This is a genomic window from Micromonospora sp. H61 (genome assembly GCF_018070325.1).
GTDB classification, from domain to species: Bacteria; Actinomycetota; Actinomycetes; order Mycobacteriales; family Micromonosporaceae; genus Micromonospora; species Micromonospora salmantinae.
The window spans coordinates 41,084-58,613 of the sequence record NZ_JAGPXY010000036.1 but is presented as its reverse complement, the minus strand read 5'-3'; the positions used below and the strand labels follow the sequence as shown (position 1 = coordinate 58,613).

Sequence of the window (17,530 nt, the reverse complement as noted above, 5' to 3'; positions counted from 1 at the left end):
GGTGCCACCGCCGGAGCCGCCGGTGGGGCCGCCCTGCTCGCCGGTCGCGGCGCCGGCGGCGTCGCCCTGTACGACGACGTGGTCGGCGCGCGGCCGGAGCAGAAGGCCGCCAAGGGCTTCGCCGGGCACCTCGCCGCGCTGCGCGAGGGGCGGGTCACCGCCGGTCTGGTCAAGGTCGTCGGGGTGGGCGCCGCCGGGCTGGGCGCCGCCGCGCTGCTCGCCGCCGACCCCCGGGTCGCCGCGCACCCGCGCCGGCAGCGGCATCGTGCGTTCGGCCGGGGTGTGGACGTGCTGCTCGGTGCCGGCGTGATCGCCGGCACGGCAAACCTGCTCAACCTGCTCGACCTGCGGCCGGGCCGCGCCCTCAAGTCCGGGCTGCTGCTCGCGGCGCCGCTGACCGGCGGCCCGCAGGGCGGGATCGCCGCGGGCGCGGCCGGCGCCGCCGCCGGCCTGCTCCGCGACGACCTGGCCGAGGACGTGATGCTCGGCGACAGTGGCGCGAACGCGCTCGGGGCGGTGCTCGGCGTCGCGCTCGCCGCCCGTACCGGCCCGCTCGGCCGGGCCGGTCTGCTCGCCGTCCTGGCCGGGCTCACCGCCGCCAGCGAGAAGGTCAGCTTCACCGCGGTGATCCAGCGGACCCCGGGGCTCCGCGAACTCGACGCACTGGGCCGACGCGCCGACTGACGTGACCAGACCGGCACCCCTCGCCGGCGCCGGCCGGCTGGCCGGGGCAGCCGCGCTCATCGCCGTCCTCACCGTGGCCAGCCGACTCGCCGGCTTCGGCCGCACCGCCGTGTTCACCTGGGTGGTCGAACAGAGCGACCTCGGCGGCATGTACGTCATCGCCAACACGGTGCCGAACATCGTCTTCGAGATCGTCGCGGGCGGGGCGTTGGCCAGCCTGGTCGTGCCACTGCTGGCCGGGGCGGTCGCGGCGGAGGACCGGCGGACGGTGGCGGCGACCACCGGCGCCCTGCTCACCTGGACGGTGAGCCTGCTGGTTCCCCTCGCCGTTCTCGTCGCCCTGTTCGCCGACCCGATCATCTCGCTGATCAGCGAGGGACGATCGGCGGCGGAACTCGCCGCCGGCGCCCGGATGCTGCGTGTGTTCGCCCCGCAGTTGCCGCTGTACGGGATCGGCATCGTGCTCACCGGCGTCCTGCAGGCACACCGACGCTTCGCCTGGCCGGTCATCGCGCCGTTGCTGTCCAGCCTGACCGTGGTCGTCGTCTACGTGGCCTTCGGGGCCGCTCAGGGGCGGGGGGTGTCCGTGGCCCAGGTCGGCCGCAGCGGCGAACTGCTCCTCTCCGGCGGCACCACCCTGGGCGTGGTCGTGCTGTCGCTCTCGCTGCTGATCCCGCTGCGACGGCTGCGGCTCCGGCCCCGGTTCGGGTACGCCTTCACCGCCGACGCGCGGGCGCGGATCGGCGGGCTCGCCACGGCCGGCGCGGTGACGGTGGCCGCGCAGCAGGTCGCGCTCCTGGTGGTCCTCAACCGGGTCTCTGGAGGACCCACCGGTTCCCCCCAGGTGTTCAACCTGGCCCAGGCGATCTACCTGCTGCCGTGGGCGGTCCTCGCCGTGCCGTTGGCGGTGGCGTCCTATCCCACGCTGGCCACCGCCAGCGCCGCCGGCGACGAGGACGGTTATCGACGGACCCTCTCCGGCGCGGTGCGGGGCGTGCTGCTCTTCAGCTGCCTGGGCGTCGCGGCGTTGATCGGCACCGCGCAGCCGATCGCCGCCCTCTTCTACCCGGACAATCCGGCGTCGACCGCGGCGGCCATCAGCGGGTTCGCGCCGGGTCTGCTCGGCTACGGCTTGTTCGCGGTGCTGTCCCGGGCGCTGTACGCGCGCGGCGACACCCGGTCGGCGACGGTGGCGATCACCCTCGGCTGGCTGGTCGTTCCGGCCGTGGCGCTGCCGTTGACGGTGCTGCTGCCCACCGCCGACCGGGTGCTCGCTGTGACGTCCGCGAACTCGGTGGGGATGCTGGTGCTCGGCGCCCTGCTGCTCGTGGCGGTGCTGCGCAGCGCCGGCCGTCCCGCCCTCGCGGGAGCCGCACGGGCCGGGGCGGCAGGTGGCCTCGCCGGTGTGCTCGCCGGGCTCGCCGGGCTGGGCCTCAGCCGTTGGCTCGACCAGTCGGACGGCGGCACCCCGACGACGGCGGCGGCGTTCGGTCAGGGCATGCTGTCCGGGGTTCTGGTTGGGGTTGTGTTCCTCGCCGTGGTCTGGTTCGTCGACCGGCGGGACGTACAGCCACTGCTCGCCGGGGTGCTGCGGCGTCTGGGCCGGCGGGGGCCGTCCGGCGGTGCGCCGACACCGGGCGCGGGCTCCGCGGAGCGGGGCGACGGGAAGGAGACGGCGACGCGATGACTGAGCCAGCTCTGCCTGCCGGCTGGTCGGGCACCGTCGCGTTGGTGCTCGCGTCCAGCACCGGCGGGGTGGGCCAGCATGTCCGTTCGGTGGCCCGTGGCCTCGTCGCGGGCGGCGCCACCGTTCTGGTCTGCGGGCCTGCCGCCACTCAGGAGCAGTTCGACTTCACCGGTGTGGGTGCGCGGTTCGAGCCGGTGGAGATCCCGGCCAGCCCGACTCCGGCCGACGGGCGGGCGGTGCTCGCGCTGCGCCGGGCGCTCGCCGCCGCTCACGTCGACGTGGTGCACGCGCACGGCCTGCGGGCCGGGTTGGTCGCCGTGCTGGCCCGTCCGGCCGCCCCGCTGATCGTCACCTGGCACAACGCGGTGCTCGCCGGGGGACTGCGGGGCGGGGTGTCCCGGCTCGTCGAACGGGTGGTCGCCCGGGGCGTGCGGGTGGCGCTCGGCGCCTCCGCGGATCTGGTGCGACGGGCCGCCGAGGTGGGCGCCGCCGACGCCCGGCTCGCCCCGGTCGCCGCGCCGACACTGCCCGCGCCGCGTCGACGCCCGGCGGCGGTACGCGCCGAGTTCGGCGTCCGCCCGGACCAGCCGTTGATCGTCTCGGTCGGTCGGTTGCACCCGCAGAAGCGCTACGACGTGCTGATCGACGCGGCGGCCCGCTGGCGTACGCGTACCCCGCCGCCGGTCGTGGTGATCGCGGGCAGCGGGCCGGCGTATCTGCCGCTCGCCGCGCGGACCTCCGCCGCCCGCGCCCCGGTGACCCTGTTGGGGCACCGCACCGACGTGGCCGACCTGCTCGCCGGCGCCGACTTGGCGGTGGTGACCAGCGACTGGGAGGCGCGGCAACTCTTCGCCCAGGAGGCGCTGCGCGCCGGCGTGCCACTGGTGGCCACCGCTGTCGGCGGGCTCCCGGACCTGGTCGGCGACGCCGCCACGCTGGTCCCCGCCGGTGACGTGGACGCTGTCGACGCGGCCGTACGCGCGTTGCTGGACGACCCGGCGGCGCGGGCGGAGTTGGGCCGGCGTGGCGCCGAACGGGCGGCGACGTGGCCGACCGAGGCGGACACCGTCGCCACGCTTGCCGCCCTCTACGCCGAGCTGGCCGGGAATCCCGGCGGTCCGGCGGCCGCCCCGGGCTCCGACGCCCCGAGAACGGGACACCGGTGATGCTGCGCCGACTCGCCCCCGCCCTGTTGACAGTGCTCGTGGTGGCGCTGGGCGTCACCGCGCTCGCCGCCCGCCCACCCCAGGGCACCCCGCAACGCACCGCCGATTTCGTGGTGCTCGCCGGGATCGCCGGGCTGCGCTGGGAGGACGTGGATCCGCAGAGCACTCCGACGCTGTGGCGGATGGCCCAGGACGGCTCGATCGGCTCACTGTCGGTGCGTTCCGCGCACCGGCCCACCTGCCCGGTGGACGGCTGGTTGACACTGGGCGCGGGTAGCTTCGCCGCGTGGAACGGCAGCCGGTCGGTCGACGGTTGCCCGTCGGCGGCAGTGACTGTGGAACAACCGGACGGCATCGGCGCGAACCTGCCCGACCAGGAGAGCGTGGTCCAGTACAACCAGCAGCGGCTGCCCTGGGGCGCCATGCCGGGCTCGTTGTCCGAGTCGGTGCGGTGCTCCGTCGCCGTGGGCCCGGGCGCGGCAGTGGCCGCCGCCCGACCGTTCGGCCGCGTCGACCGGTACGCCTCGGGGTTGCCGGCCGACCCGCGGCCGCTGCTCGGCGCGTGTGTGCTGAGCATCGTCGACCTCGGCACCGTCAAGGGGGCCGACCCGGCCACCCGCGCCGAGGAGGCCCGCGCGGCGGACGCCGAACTGGCCCGGGTGCTGGCGGCGCGACCCCCACGGTCGTTGGTGCTGGTCGCGGGGATCTCTGACACCACCCAGCCGGCCCGGCTGCACGTGGCGGTCGCCGACGGGCCGGGCTGGGAGCGGGGGTGGCTCACCTCGGCCAGCACCGGCCGGGACGGGTACCTGCAACTTGTCGACCTCGCGCCGACCGCCCTCGCCGCGTTGGGTCGGCCCATGCCGGAGCGGCTCTTCCTCGGCCGTCCGGCGATCAGCACCGGCGGCCGTCCCGCCGACCTGACCGAGGCCATCAACGCGCCGGCGAACGCCGACCGGGAGGCGGCCGCCCAGCGCTCCGTGTCCGGGGCGTTCTTCACGTTGCTCGCCGGGGTGCAGGTGCTGCTGGCGTTCGCGATGCTGCCGCTGCTGCGCCGGGCCCGTCCGCACGCCGGCCCGGCCGGTCCGACGCCCGTCTCCGGGCGGATCGTGGCGGTGATGGAGCTGCTGTTGGTCGCCGCGGCGTTGACAGTGCCGGCGGCGCTGCTGGCCGACGCGGTGCCCTGGTGGCGCGGTGAGCACCCCGGGTGGATCTTCGCCGGGGTGACGGCGCTGTTGGTGGCCGCCGGCACCGCGGCGGTGCGGTTCGCCCCCGGGTACGCGAACACCCTCGGGCCGCTCGGAGCGGTGGCCGGCCTCACCACGCTCGTGGTCGGGCTGGACGTGCTCACCGGGGCCCGCCTCCAGCTCAACAGCGTGGTCGGCTACTCCGCGTTGCAGGGCGGCCGGTACGCCGGGCTGAGCATCGTGGGGCTGGGAGTGTTCCTCGCCGGTGCGCTGGTCACCGGCGGCTGGTTCGCCCAACGGGTGCATCGGGGCTGGCGGCCGGCGGTGATGGTGGCGGTGGGTGGCCTCGCCGTGGTGGTGGTCGGCAGCCCGTACCTGGGCGCCGACCCGGTCGGCGCGATCGCGCTCACCGCCGGGGTGAGCGTCGCCGCCGTGATCAGCGCCGGCGGCTGGTTGACGATCAGCCGGCTGGCCTGGGCCACCATGGCCGCGCTTGCGGTCGGTATCGGGTTCGCGGTGGTGGACCTGCGGCGTCCTGCGGCGGAGCGGGGCAGCCTCGGTCGGTTCCTCTCCGCGCTCGGTGACGGCACCGGCGGGTTCGCCGTGCACCGGTCCAGCACGGAGAACTTCGAGACGTTGGTCAACAGCCCGCTGACGGTGCTGGCGCTGGCCGGCGGGTTGCTGGTGTGGTTCGCCCTGTTGCAGCCCTGGGGTGGGCTGATGCGGCTGTTCGGCATCTACCCGGCGGTCCGGGCCGCGCTCGCCGGCACTGTGGTCGCCGCGGTGCTCGGTGGTGTGCTCGACGGCGCGGCCCTGGACGTGATGGGCGCTGCCGCCGCCCTGGTGGTGCCGATGGCCGCCCTGGCGTCGCTACGGGTGCTCGGGCACGCCGCGGACCGGACCCGCCCGGCAGCGGGCCGCTCCCGCGCCAACGGCGCCGACGACGACTCGGGGTCCGGCGGGGTCGGCCCGGTCGGTGGGGGTGACGGTCCGACCGGCGGCGGTGGGCCACTGGGTGCCGTGCACCCCCGCCCGATCACCGGCCCGCCCCCGAGCGCCCCGGCGAAGGTCGCCCGACCGGCGTCGGACACTGCGGGCGAGCGAGGCGGGGACGCCGACGAACCGGCCGGGCCGACAGCGAGCGGCTCGACGCCGGACGCCGAGCCGACGGTGCCCGTAGCGCCCCGGCAGGTCTCCCGGTCATCGACGGAGGTTGCCGCGTCCTGAGCGGCGGGCCTCGCCCGGATGGCCCGGAGGTGTCGCAGCCGGGGTGCGGCCTGCGGGTACCCGCCCGGGAGGTGTTACCGTCGAATCCCGTGGATCGCGTGATCACTTTGCTGATCAAGCACGGCGGTCTGCATGACCGCGACAGACGACACGGGAGCAGGCCTTGGCCCCATCAGCACGGACGACCAGGCACATTTTCGTCACCGGGGGCGTTGCCTCCTCGCTGGGTAAGGGCCTCACCGCCTCCAGCCTCGGCAACCTGCTGACCGCGCGCGGGTTGCGCGTGGTGATGCAGAAGCTCGACCCCTACCTGAACGTCGACCCGGGGACGATGAACCCGTTCCAGCACGGTGAGGTCTTCGTCACCGAGGACGGCGCCGAGACCGACCTCGACGTCGGGCACTACGAGCGGTTCCTCGACCGGGCGCTGTCCGGCAAGGCGAACGTCACCACCGGTCAGATCTACTCGGACGTGATCGCCAAGGAGCGGCGCGGCGAATACCTGGGCGACACCGTCCAGGTCATCCCGCACATCACCAACGAGATCAAGTCGCGGATCCTGGCGATGGCCGATCCGGACGAGGACGGCCAGGTCCCCGACGTGGTGATCACCGAGGTCGGTGGCACTGTCGGCGACATCGAGTCGCTGCCGTTTTTGGAGGCGATCCGTCAGGTCCGCCACGACCTGGGCCGCGACAACTGCTTCTACCTGCACGTCTCGTTGGTGCCGTACCTGGCGCCCTCGGGTGAGCTGAAGACCAAGCCGACGCAGCACTCGGTGGCGCAGCTGCGCAACATCGGTATCCAGCCGGACGCGATAGTGCTCCGCTGTGACCGGGAGATCCCGGTGAAGCTCAAGGAGAAGCTGTCGCTCTACTGCGACGTGGACGCCGAGGCGGTTGTCGCCGCCCCGGACGCCCCGAGCATCTACGACATCCCGAAGGTGCTGCACCGGGAAGGGCTCGACGCGTACGTGGTGCGCCGGCTGGGCCTCTCCTTCCGGGACGTGGACTGGGCCAGCTGGGACGACCTGCTGGAGCGGGTGCACCGTCCCCGGCACACCGTCACCGTCGCTGTGGTCGGCAAGTACGTCGACCTGCCCGACGCGTACCTGTCGGTGAGTGAGGCGATCCGGGCGGCGGGCTTCGGCCACCGGGCCCGGGTGCAGCTGCGCTGGGTGCCCAGCGACGAGTGCGTCACCGCGGCCGGCGCCGCCGCGGCGTTGGCCGGCGTGGACGGCATCCTCATCCCCGGCGGCTTCGGCGTCCGCGGCATCGAGGGCAAGATCGGCACCGCCCGGTACGCCCGCGAGGCCGGCATCCCGCTGCTCGGCCTCTGCCTCGGCCTGCAGTGCATGACCATCGAGGTGGCCCGGCACCTGGCCGACCTGGACGGCGCCAACTCGTTGGAGTTCGACGAGCAGGCGGCCCACCCGGTCATCGCCACGATGGCCGACCAGGAGGACATCGTCGCCGGTCGCGGCGACCTGGGCGGCACCATGCGGCTGGGCGCGTACCCGGCGACGTTGACCGAGGGCTCGATCGTCGCCGAGGCGTACGGCAGCACCGAGATCAGCGAGCGGCACCGGCACCGGTACGAGGTGAACAACGCCTACCGGGACGCGCTGACCAAGGCGGGCCTGCACATCTCCGGCACCTCGCCGGACGGCCGGCTGGTCGAGTTCATCGAACTGGACCGGAGCCTGCACCCGTTCTTCGTGGCCACCCAGGCGCACCCCGAGTTGAAGAGCCGCCCGACCCGCCCGCACCCGCTGTTCGCCTCGTTCGTCAAGGCCGCTGTGGCGTACTCGCAGGCCGACCAACTGCCGGTCGACCTGGACGCGGCGGAGGCCCCGACGACGCGTAAGGCCGCCCGCAACGGCGCCGCGACGAAGGCGTCGTCCACCTCGTGAGCAACCTGGAGCACCGTTACGAGGTGCGTTCCCGGGAGGAGCGGTACCGGGGGCGGATCTTCGACGTGGTCACCGAGGAGGTGACCATGCCGGGTGGTGGGACCGGGCTGCGGGACCTCGTCCGGCACGTCGGGGCGGTGGCAGTGGTGGCGCTCGACGACGCCGGCCAGGTGGTGCTGATCCGGCAGTACCGGCACCCGGTCGGGCGGCACCTGTGGGAGCTGCCGGCCGGTCTGATGGACGTCTCCGGTGAGGAGTTGCCGGTGGCCGCGTTGCGGGAGCTGGCCGAGGAGGCCGACCTCACCGCCGGGCAGGTCGACGTGCTTGTCGACCTGCACAGCTCGCCGGGGTTCACCAACGAGATCGTCCGGGTGTTCCTGGCCCGCGACCTCGCCGACGTGCCGGCCGACGAGCGGCACGAGCGCCACGACGAGGAGGCCGACCTCCAGGTCGTCCGGATCGACCTGGACGAGGCGGTCGCCATGGTCCTGGCCGGTGAGATCACCAACGCGTCCGCGGTGGCCGGGCTGCTGGCCGCGGCCCGCGCCCGGGACACCGGCTTCGCGCAGCTGCGTCGGTCGGACGCGCCGCTGCCGCGCTGAGCGTCGTCGCCGGTCCAGCCCGGTGGGGGAGTACGCACGAGAGGGGCCCCGCGGTCAGCCGCGGGGCCCCTCTCGCTGGTTGGTCTAGGAGTCGCGCAGCGGACGGCCCTGGGCGTCCGTGCCGCCGTTGACCAGGATGAGGATGCCGTCGACGACGCCCCAGAGAGCGCCGACGCCGCAGGTCACCAGGCTCACGACGAGCTGGAGAACGGCGATCTTGGTGTGTCCGGTGTAGAACCGACCGGCACCGAAGGTGCCGAGCAGGATGCCGAGGATGCCCGCGACGATCTTGCTCTTGTCGGAGACGCCCTGTGGGTACCCCGGCTGGGGGTAACCGGGCTGGTAAGGAGGAGTGGTCATGGGCGGACACATTAGTGATCCACTCGCCGGCTGTCCGCACCGCCGCCCGGCAGATGGGACGATAATGGTGAAACACTGTCCTGTCGGCTGAGGTGACGCTCGTCCGCCGAATCCCGGCGGCGCCCTGACACTTCGTCAGGACACCCGGGCACCGGGTGTCACTGTGCTGGCTCGCGGCAGCGCCGGGCGCGCCTAGACTGCCGCCGCAGGACCGGTGTACCGCGATGGCAAAGGGGCCGTCGTGGCACCGAGCAGTCGGGGGAGAGCAGCCCCGAAGAGAGGTGTCTGCATCGTGAAGGTCGGAATCCCACGCGAGGTCAAGAACCACGAGTACCGCGTGGCGATCACGCCAGCGGGTGTCAACGAGTTCACCCGCAGCGGCCACCAGGTCTTCGTCGAGTCCGGCGCCGGGGTTGGCTCCAGCATCACCGACGAGGAGTTCGCCGCCGCCGGCGCGACGATCCTCGCCACCGCCGACGAGGTGTGGGAGACCGCCGAGCTGGTGCTCAAGGTCAAGGAGCCGATCGCCGAGGAGTACCACCGGATGCGCGAGGGGCAGGTGCTCTTCACCTACCTGCACCTGGCCGCCTCCAAGGAGTGCACCGACGCGCTGATCGACCGCCGGGTCACCGGCATCGCGTACGAGACCGTCGAGCTGCCCGACCGGTCGCTGCCGCTGCTCGCCCCGATGTCCGAGGTGGCCGGCCGGCTCGCCCCGCAGATGGGCGCCTTCTACATGATGCGCACCGGTGGTGGGCGCGGTGTGCTGCCCGGCGGTGTCTCCGGCGTGTACGCGGCCAAGACCGTTGTCATCGGCGCCGGCGTCTCCGGCATGAACGCCGCCGCCATCGCACTGGGCCTGCAGTCCGAGGTGCTGCTGCTGGACAAGAACGTCGCCCGGCTACGGCAGGCCGACGCCATCTACCGGGGCCACCTGCAGACCGTCGCCTCCAACGCCTACGAGGTCGAGCGCGCCGTGCTCGACGCCGACCTGGTCATCGGCGCGGTGCTGGTGCCCGGCACGAAGGCCCCGACGCTGATCTCCAACGAGCTGGTCTCCCGGATGAAGCCGGGCAGCGTGCTTGTCGACATCGCCATCGACCAGGGCGGCTGCTTCGAGGACTCGCGCCCCACCACGCACGCCGACCCGGTCTACAAGGTGCACGAGTCGATCTTCTACTGCGTCGCGAACATGCCCGGCGCAGTGCCGAACACCAGCACCTACGCCCTGACCAACGTCACCCTGCCGTACGCCCTGGAGCTGGCCAACCAGGGCTGGCGCGAGGCGCTGCGCAACGACCCGGCGCTCGCGCTGGGCCTCAACACCCACGCCGGACAGGTCACCTACGGCCCCGTCGCCGAGGCGCACGGCATGGACGTGCTCCCGCTGGCCGACGCGCTGGCCTGAACGGTGGCGGGCTGACCGGCGGCACGGACACCGCCGGCGTGGGCACAGCACCCACGCCGGCGCTGCGCCGTGCCGTTCGCGGTTACCTCGACCACCTGACCGTCGAACGTGGCCTCTCCGCGAACACGCTCTCCTCGTACCGTCGGGATCTGGACCGCTATCTCGCCACCCTGGCCCATGCCGGCGTCACCGAACTCGCGTCGGTCGGTGCCGGCCTCGTCGAGTCGCACCTGGCGCGGCTGCGCGCCGGCGACGACGCGCACCCGCCCCTCGCCGTCTCCTCCGCCGCCCGCGCGGCCAGCGCGGTACGGGGCCTGCACCGCTTCGCGCTGCGCGAAGGCCTGGCCGGCGCCGATCCGAGCCGCGACGTCCGCCCGCCCACGCCGCCCCGGCGGCTGCCCCGGGCGCTACCTGTCGACGACGTGGTCCGGCTGCTGGAAACCGCCGGCCCGATCACCGCGACCGGCGACGACGCGCCCCTCGCGCTGCGCGACCGGGCGCTGCTGGAGTTCCTGTACGGCACCGGCGCGCGCATCTCCGAAGCGGTCGGCGCCGCCGTGGACGACCTCGACACCGACGACGGCACGGTGCTGCTGCGCGGCAAGGGCGGCCGGGTGCGGCTGGTGCCCATCGGCGGGTACGCCGTCGACGCCGTCCGCGCCTACCTGGTCCGGGCCCGTCCCGGGCTGGCCGCCGGCGGCCGGGGCACCCCGGCGGTGTTCCTCAACGCCCGCGGCGGCGCGCTGTCCCGCCAGGGCGCCTGGGGCATCCTGCGCCGCGCCGCCGACCGGGCCGGGCTGCCCGTCGACGGGCCGGCCGCGGTCTCCCCACACACCCTGCGACACTCCTACGCCACCCATCTGCTCGACGGCGGCGCCGACGTCCGGGTGGTCCAGGAGCTGCTCGGCCACGCCTCGGTGACCACCACCCAGGTCTACACGTTGGTCACCGTGGAGCGGTTGCGCGAGGTGTACGCCACCGCGCATCCGCGCGCCCAGGGCTGAACCGGTCGCGGTCGACGCCGACACGCCGGGCCGGTGCCGAACCCCCTGCTGGTCGGTGGCGTACAGTCGGCATCGGCGCGGACCTCCTGGAGCGACACGACCGGGGTGCGCAGCGGCGCCGCGAAGGACGTCGGACGGCTCCGACGCCGGGTGGGTCGTCGGGAGGGGGCAACGAGCACATGGCTGGCAACGGTGACCGTGCCGAGACCTGGACGTCGGAGCTCCGCGAGCAGCAGGCCACGCTCGGCGCGGACCTGGGTCCTGCGGACCCGGCTGCCTACACGATGCGCAAGCCCATCCCGGAGCCGATGCCCACCGATCGGCACGGCCCCGCGCGCATCATCGCGATGGCCAACCAGAAGGGTGGCGTCGGTAAGACCACCACCACCATCAACCTGGGCGCCGCGCTCGCGGAATATGGCCGCAAGGTGCTGCTGGTCGACTTCGACCCGCAGGGCGCGCTCTCGGTAGGGCTGGGCGTCAACCCGCACAACCTCGACCTGTCCATCTACAACCTGCTCATGCAGGACGACATCCTCGCCGAGGACGTCGTCATCAAGACCGACGTCGCGGGGCTGCACCTGCTGCCGGCCAACATCGACCTCTCCGCCGCCGAGATCCAGCTCGTCAACGAGGTCGCGCGGGAGATGGCCCTGGCCCGGGTCCTGCGCACGGTCCGCAAGGAGTACGACTACATCCTGATCGACTGCCAGCCGTCACTCGGCCTGCTGGCGATCAACGCGCTGACCGTCGCGCACGGTGTGCTCATCCCGCTGGAATGCGAGTTCTTCAGCCTGCGCGGTGTGGCACTGCTGCTGGACACCATCGACAAGGTGCGCGAGCGGCTCAACTTCGACCTGGAGCTCGAAGGCATCCTCGCCACCATGTACGACAGCCGCACCACGCACTGCCGCCAGGTCCTCCAGCGGGTGGTGGAGGCGTTCGGCGACAAGGTCTACCAGACGGTCATCACCAAGACGGTGAAGTTCCCCGAGTCCACCGTGGCCGGTGCCCCCATCACGACGATGGACCCGGCCTCCTCCGGGGCACGTAACTACCGTCAGCTGGCCCGCGAGGTGATCGCCGCCCAGTCGGAGCGGTAGCCGGAACGCCCGGTGCCCGACTCGTGGACTACGGTCGTCCGGTGACCGCGCCACCCCTCGACCCACCCGAGACCGCCGAAGCGGCAGTGGTCGACGGTGTGCAGCCCGCTGACCCGGCTGCCACCGGGTTCACGGTGCGGCTGGCCAACTTCACCGGCCCGTTCGACCTGCTGCTGCAACTGATCGGCAAGCACAAACTCGACGTCACCGAGGTGGCCCTGCACACGGTCACCGACGAGTTCATCGCCTACATCAGGGCGATGGGCGACAACTGGGACCTGGACGAGGCCAGCGAGTTCCTGCTCATCGCCGCGACCCTGCTCGACCTGAAGGCGGCCCGGCTGCTGCCCGCCGCCGAGGTGGAGGACGAGGCCGACCTCGCCCTGCTGGAGGCACGGGACCTGCTCTTCGCCCGGCTGTTGCAGTACAAGGCGTACAAGGAGGCGGCGGCGCACATCGCCGAACTGGAGGCCGTCGGCGGCCGACGCTATCCGCGTGCCGTCAGCCTGGAGGCCCGCTACGCCGAGGCGCTGCCCGACCTGGTGCTCGGCATCGGCCCCCAGCGGCTGCTGAAGCTGGCCGTGAAGGCGATGACCCCGAAGCCGGTGCCGGAGGTGTCCATCGCCCACGTGCACATGGTCCGGGTCAGTGTCCGGGAACACGCGGCGATCCTCGCCGCCCGGCTGCGCCGGGCCGGCACCGCCACGTTCTCGCTGCTCTGCGCGGACTGCGAGGCCACCCTGGAGGTGGTGGCCCGGTTCCTCGCGCTGCTGGAGCTGTACCGGGAGGGCCTGGTGTCGTTCGTGCAGGAGCAGGCCCTGGAGGAGTTGACAGTGCGCTGGACCGGCCCGGTCGACGGTGACACCGAGCTGCACGTCGACGAGTACGCCGGCACCCCGGCCGACCCGGAGTCGCCGGAGCCTGAGCCTGCGCTGGCGGGGGCTGACCTTGTGCCGGCGGGGGCAGAACCTGCGGGGACTGGGCCTGCGCCGGCAGGGGCTGACCTTGTGCCGGCGGGGGAGGCCGGCGGGCCGGACGGGACGGGAACGACGGAGGGTGCGCGGGATGAGTGACGAGCAACGTCGGGACTCGCTGGCCGACCAGGCCGCCGCCTGGGTCCCCCCGTGGGACCGCCCCCGCCCGCCCGCCGCCGACACCCCCACGGACGAGGTGGGCCCGGGTGAGCCAGATCGCGTTGAGGCGGCTGCGGACGAAGTGGGTTCGGCGGGGCCGGACCTCGGCGGGGTGACGGACGCCACGGTGGGGGAGTCGGGTGGCGCTGGGGGCGTACCCCGGCGACAGCTGGCGGGGCGGCGGCGGGCGACTGTCGCGCCGGAGCCTGCGCCCGAGTTGTCCGATCCCGAGCTGCGCGGCGCGTTGGAGGCGATCCTGCTGGTCGTCGACGAGCCGGTCAGCGAGTTGGTGCTGGCGCAGGTGCTGGAGCAGCCCGCCGAACGGGTCGGGCCGATGCTCGACGAGATCGCCGCCGGTTACACGGCGGCCGGGCACGGGTTCGAGCTGCGCCGGGCGGCCGGCGGGTGGCGGCTGTACACCCGGCCGGAATACGCTACGTACGTTGAGCGGTTCGTGTTGGACGGGCAGTCCGTGCGGCTGACCCAGGCGGCGCTGGAGACGCTCGCCGTGGTTGCGTACAAGCAGCCGGTGACCCGTTCGCGAATCTCAGCCATCCGGGGTGTGAACTGCGACGGGGTCATCCGTACGCTGGTCACCCGTGGCCTCATCGAGGAGTGCGGCACCGAAACGGACAGCGGGGCGTTCCTCTACCGGACCACCACGTTGTTCCTGGAGAAGCTCGGGCTGAACACCGTCGACGAGCTGCCGCCCCTCGCACCCTTCCTGCCCGACGACGTAGAAGAGCTTGCTGATGCGACCCGATAACCGTTCCCCCAAAGCCGACGCGCCCGTCTACGAGGGGGCTGAGCGCCTGCAGAAGGTGCTCGCCGCCGCCGGCGTGGGTTCCCGGCGTGCCTGCGAAGACCTGATCTTCCGCCGCCGGGTCACGGTGGACGGGCGGGTCGCCAAGCTCGGCGACAAGGTCGACCCGGCCACCTCCGTGATCCACGTGGACGGTGAGCGCCTCCAGGTCGACATTCGCCTGGTCTACGTGGCGATGAACAAGCCGCGTGGGGTGGTTACCACCATGGCGGACGAAAAGGGACGCAACGAGCTGGCCGACTTCATCGGTGCCCGGCTGGAGCAGCGGGTCTACCACGTCGGGCGGCTCGACGCGGACAGTGAGGGCCTGCTGCTGCTCACCAACGACGGCACCCTCGCGCACAAGCTCATGCACCCCTCGTACCAGGTGCTCAAGACGTACCTCGCCGAGGTGGTCGGGCCGATCCCGCGCAACCTGAGCAAGCGGCTGCTGGCCGGTGTCGAGCTGGAGGACGGGCCGGTCAAGGTCGACTCGTTCAAGGTGGTGGACACTCTCGGTAAATCCGCCCAGGTGGAGCTGAGCCTGCACGAGGGGCGCAAGCACATCGTCCGGCGGCTGATGGATGAGGTCGGTCACCCGGTCACCCGGCTGGTGCGTACCTCGATCGGGCCGATCCGGCTCGGTGACCTGCGGACCGGGCGGATCCGTCGGTTGACCAACGCCGAGGTCGCCGCCCTGTTCAACGTGGTGGGTGACTGACCCCCGAGTTCGGGGTACGGCAGCCGGTAGGCTCTACCGATGGCCGGACGCGGCCGCCCGGGTGGCGTGGGTCGCCTCCGGCGGCGTCGCGCGCGGGTTCGTTAGCGCACCCGGGCATGATTGATGACGATTGACAACCGCTTGCGGCGCCAGATCACCGGGCGATCCGTGAGGTACGGGCTGAGGAGGACACGGTGGAGGAAAACGTACGGACCGGGCGATGTGTGGTCGCTGTGGACGGGCCGTCCGGTTCGGGTAAGTCCACCGTGTCGCGGCGGCTCGCCGCGAGCATCGGTGCGCGCTACCTGGACACCGGGGCGATGTACCGGGCGATCACGTGGGCCGTGCTGCGCTCCGGCGTGGATCTCACCGACGCCGCGTCGGTGGCCAAGGTCGCCGGCGAGGTCAACCTGCGCATCGGCACCCACCCGCAGGGGTACGCCGTGACCATCGACGGGGTCGGCGTGGACGCCGATATCCGCGGCCCGGAGGTGACCGGGGCGGTCTCCGCCGTCGCCGCGATGCCGGCGGTCCGCGAGCTGCTGGTCGCCCGCCAACGCGAAATGATCGCCAATGCCGGTCGGATGGTGGTCGAGGGTCGTGACATCGGCTCGGTCGTGGCGCCGGACGCCGACCTGAAGGTCTTCCTGACCGCCTCCGAGGCGGCCCGTGCCGCCCGGCGCAGCGCCGAGGACGCCGCCGACGTGGCGGCCACGGCCGCCGATCTGGCCCGGCGGGACCATCTCGACTCGACCCGCAAGGTCAACCCGCTGGCGCAGGCGCCCGACGCGGTGGTGCTGGACACCACCGAGTTGGGCATCGACGAGGTCGTGGCGCGGCTGCGCGACCTGCTCACCGAGCGGGGCGTGGCATGAGCGAGCGAATCATCGGGGTTGTGTCTCATGACGCTCCGGAGCGAAGCGGAGGAACGGCATGAGTAGCGATGGTGGTGGGTGGGTCGAGCTGCGGGAGCCCGACGTCGTCGTCGAGGAACCGAGCGGCCCGCAGCCGGTGGTGGCCGTGGTCGGTCGCCCCAACGTGGGCAAGTCCACGCTGGTCAACCGAATCATCGGCCGCCGGCAGGCGGTCGTCGAGGACGTCCCTGGCGTGACCCGCGACCGGGTTCCGTACGACGCGCAGTGGAACGGCCGGGCGTTCACCGTGGTGGACACCGGCGGCTGGGAACCGGACGCGAAGGACCGGGCCGCGGCCATCGCGGCGCAGGCCGAGACGGCGGTCGTCACCGCCGACGTGGTGCTCTTCGTGGTCGACGCGATGGTGGGCTCCACCGACGTGGACGAGGCAGCGGTGAAGATGCTGCGGCGCAGCGCCAAGCCGGTGATCCTGGTGGCCAACAAAGCCGACAACAACTCCATCGAGATGGAGGCCACGTCGCTGTGGTCGCTCGGCCTCGGTGAGCCGTTCCCGGTGTCCGCGCTGCACGGACGCGGCTCCGGCGACCTGCTGGACGCCATTCTCGCCGCGCTGCCGGAGGCACCGGCGATCGTGGAGAACCGTCCGCGCGGACCGCGCCGGGTGGCGTTGGTCGGGCGGCCGAACGTCGGCAAGTCCAGCCTGCTCAACCGGTTCTCCGGCGAGGAGCGGGCGGTCGTCGACTCGGTGGCGGGCACCACTGTGGACCCGGTGGACAGCCTGGTCGAGATCGGCGGTCAGACCTGGCAACTGGTCGACACGGCCGGGCTGCGCAAGCGGGTCGGCAAGGCCAGCGGCACCGAGTACTACGCCAGCCTGCGGACCGCCGGCGCGATCGAGGCCGCCGAGGTGGCCGTGGTGCTGCTGGACTCCAGCGAACCGATCAGCGAGCAGGACCAGCGAATCCTGTCGATGGTGACCGAGTCCGGTCGGGCGCTGGTCATCGCGTTCAACAAGTGGGACCTGGTCGACGCCGACCGTCGGTACTACCTGGACAAGGAGATCGACCGGGAGTTGCGCCGCATCCCCTGGGCGATCCGGCTGAACCTGTCGGCGATGACCGGCCGCGCCGTGGACAAGCTGGCACCGGCCCTGAACAAGGCGCTGGCCAGCTGGGAAACCCGTGTGCCGACCGCGCACCTCAACCAGTGGCTGACCGCGCTGGTGCAGGCCACCCCCCACCCGGTACGTGGTGGGCGGGCGCCGCGGATCCTGTTCGCCACGCAGGCCGGTGTGGCACCGCCACGGTTCGTGCTCTTCACCACCGGCCCGCTGGACGCCGGCTACCAGCGCTTCGTCGAGCGCAAGCTCCGCGAGGAATTCGGGTACGAGGGCAGCCCGATCGAGATCTCGGTCCGCCCGCGCAAGAAGCTCGGCCCCGGCGGTCGAGGCAAGGCGCACGGCTGACGCGGTTCAGTTCTGCCAAATGCCGGATGGGCGCCCCCGCCCATCCGGCATTTCCCTATCCAACCCCACCCTCCTAGGACGCTCTAGGGGTTGTGTGGTGGCTCCCTGTGGGGTGGTTCGGTTGCGTCGCGATGTCGGTGGGGCCTGTGCGGACGGGCCGCAGCTGCTGCGCTAAGCTGTACCGGCTGCCGCGG

15 protein-coding genes are annotated in these 17,530 nt (G+C 72.9%); 14 read left to right on the top strand and 1 reads right to left on the bottom strand.

From position 1 onward, the window contains the following. From KBX08_RS19145 to KBX08_RS19120, 6 genes are all read left to right on the top strand, one after another. Positions 1–684 (top strand): hypothetical protein (locus tag KBX08_RS19145; protein ID WP_210784826.1); only part of this gene is annotated, 684 nt, incomplete at its 5' end. A 1-nt stretch (position 685) separates the two neighbouring features. Further along, positions 686–2,371 carry a murein biosynthesis integral membrane protein MurJ gene (murJ, locus tag KBX08_RS19140; protein WP_210784825.1) on the top strand — a complete coding sequence of 562 codons (1,686 nt, stop codon included), beginning with the start codon at positions 686–688 and terminating at the stop codon, positions 2,369–2,371. After that, positions 2,368–3,537, top strand: a complete 1,170-nt coding sequence (locus KBX08_RS19135) for a glycosyltransferase family 4 protein (protein ID WP_210784824.1) — start codon at positions 2,368–2,370, stop codon at positions 3,535–3,537. Before murJ ends, KBX08_RS19135 begins: the two co-directional genes overlap by 4 nt. Further along, the gene (locus tag KBX08_RS19130) at positions 3,537–5,951 is read left to right on the top strand and encodes a hypothetical protein (protein WP_210784823.1); all 2,415 of its coding nucleotides are present in this window, start codon (positions 3,537–3,539) and stop codon (positions 5,949–5,951) included. Before KBX08_RS19135 ends, KBX08_RS19130 begins: the two co-directional genes overlap by 1 nt. 163 nt (positions 5,952–6,114) lie before the next feature. Then, entirely contained in the window at positions 6,115–7,863 is a 1,749-nt protein-coding gene (locus KBX08_RS19125) for a CTP synthase (RefSeq protein WP_210784822.1), read from the top strand. Beyond that, complete coding sequence (locus tag KBX08_RS19120) at positions 7,860–8,465, top strand: NUDIX hydrolase (RefSeq protein WP_210784821.1); 606 nt, start codon at positions 7,860–7,862, stop codon at positions 8,463–8,465. Before KBX08_RS19125 ends, KBX08_RS19120 begins: the two co-directional genes overlap by 4 nt. A gap of 84 nt (positions 8,466–8,549) precedes the next feature. Here the strand turns inward: KBX08_RS19120 and KBX08_RS19115 are convergent, their stop codons facing one another. Then, positions 8,550–8,837, bottom strand: a complete 288-nt coding sequence (locus tag KBX08_RS19115) for a TM2 domain-containing protein (RefSeq protein ID WP_372492730.1) — start codon at positions 8,835–8,837, stop codon at positions 8,550–8,552. Between the two features lie 280 nt (positions 8,838–9,117). On the opposite strand from KBX08_RS19115, the gene ald reads away from it, so the two are divergent. The 8 genes from ald to der all read left to right on the top strand — a co-directional run bounded on the left by ald (position 9,118) and on the right by der (position 17,336). Next, a complete protein-coding gene (gene ald, locus KBX08_RS19110) occupies positions 9,118–10,233 on the top strand; it encodes an alanine dehydrogenase (protein WP_196927225.1) in 1,116 nt (371 codons plus the stop codon). Between the two features lie 38 nt (positions 10,234–10,271). After that, positions 10,272–11,237 carry a site-specific tyrosine recombinase XerD gene (locus tag KBX08_RS19105; RefSeq protein ID WP_210784820.1) on the top strand — a complete coding sequence of 322 codons (966 nt, stop codon included), beginning with the start codon at positions 10,272–10,274 and terminating at the stop codon, positions 11,235–11,237. A 179-nt stretch (positions 11,238–11,416) separates the two neighbouring features. Next, the gene (locus KBX08_RS19100) at positions 11,417–12,340 is read left to right on the top strand and encodes a ParA family protein (RefSeq protein ID WP_124817891.1); all 924 of its coding nucleotides are present in this window, start codon (positions 11,417–11,419) and stop codon (positions 12,338–12,340) included. Between the two features lie 41 nt (positions 12,341–12,381). Then, entirely contained in the window at positions 12,382–13,413 is a 1,032-nt protein-coding gene (locus KBX08_RS19095) for a segregation/condensation protein A (RefSeq protein ID WP_307850581.1), read from the top strand. Beyond that, complete coding sequence (scpB, locus tag KBX08_RS19090; protein ID WP_210784818.1) at positions 13,406–14,239, top strand: SMC-Scp complex subunit ScpB; 834 nt, start codon at positions 13,406–13,408, stop codon at positions 14,237–14,239. Before KBX08_RS19095 ends, scpB begins: the two co-directional genes overlap by 8 nt. Beyond that, on the top strand, positions 14,226–14,996 hold the full coding sequence (locus KBX08_RS19085; RefSeq protein WP_210784817.1) for a pseudouridine synthase: 771 nt from the start codon (positions 14,226–14,228) through the stop codon (positions 14,994–14,996). The genes scpB and KBX08_RS19085 overlap by 14 nt, the downstream gene beginning before the upstream one ends. Positions 14,997–15,190: 194 nt before the next feature. Continuing rightward, positions 15,191–15,871, top strand: coding sequence for a (d)CMP kinase (cmk, locus tag KBX08_RS19080; protein WP_210784816.1), 681 nt, complete (start codon positions 15,191–15,193; stop codon positions 15,869–15,871). Between the two features lie 58 nt (positions 15,872–15,929). Then, on the top strand, positions 15,930–17,336 hold the full coding sequence (gene der / locus KBX08_RS19075; protein WP_238689286.1) for a ribosome biogenesis GTPase Der: 1,407 nt from the start codon (positions 15,930–15,932) through the stop codon (positions 17,334–17,336). Positions 17,337–17,530: the final 194 nt, after the last annotated feature.

Coding starts and splice junctions, on each gene's coding strand:
- KBX08_RS19100 (WP_124817891.1), top strand. CDS start 11,417: ATGGCTGGCAACGGTGACCGTGCCGAGACCTGGACGTCGGAGCTCCGC.
- KBX08_RS19135 (WP_210784824.1), top strand. CDS start 2,368: ATGACTGAGCCAGCTCTGCCTGCCGGCTGGTCGGGCACCGTCGCGTTG.
- KBX08_RS19085 (WP_210784817.1), top strand. CDS start 14,226: ATGCGACCCGATAACCGTTCCCCCAAAGCCGACGCGCCCGTCTACGAG.
- KBX08_RS19130 (WP_210784823.1), top strand. CDS start 3,537: ATGCTGCGCCGACTCGCCCCCGCCCTGTTGACAGTGCTCGTGGTGGCG.
- der (WP_238689286.1), top strand. CDS start 15,930: ATGAGTAGCGATGGTGGTGGGTGGGTCGAGCTGCGGGAGCCCGACGTC.
- scpB (WP_210784818.1), top strand. CDS start 13,406: ATGAGTGACGAGCAACGTCGGGACTCGCTGGCCGACCAGGCCGCCGCC.
- KBX08_RS19115 (WP_372492730.1), bottom strand. CDS start 8,837: ATGTGTCCGCCCATGACCACTCCTCCTTACCAGCCCGGTTACCCCCAG.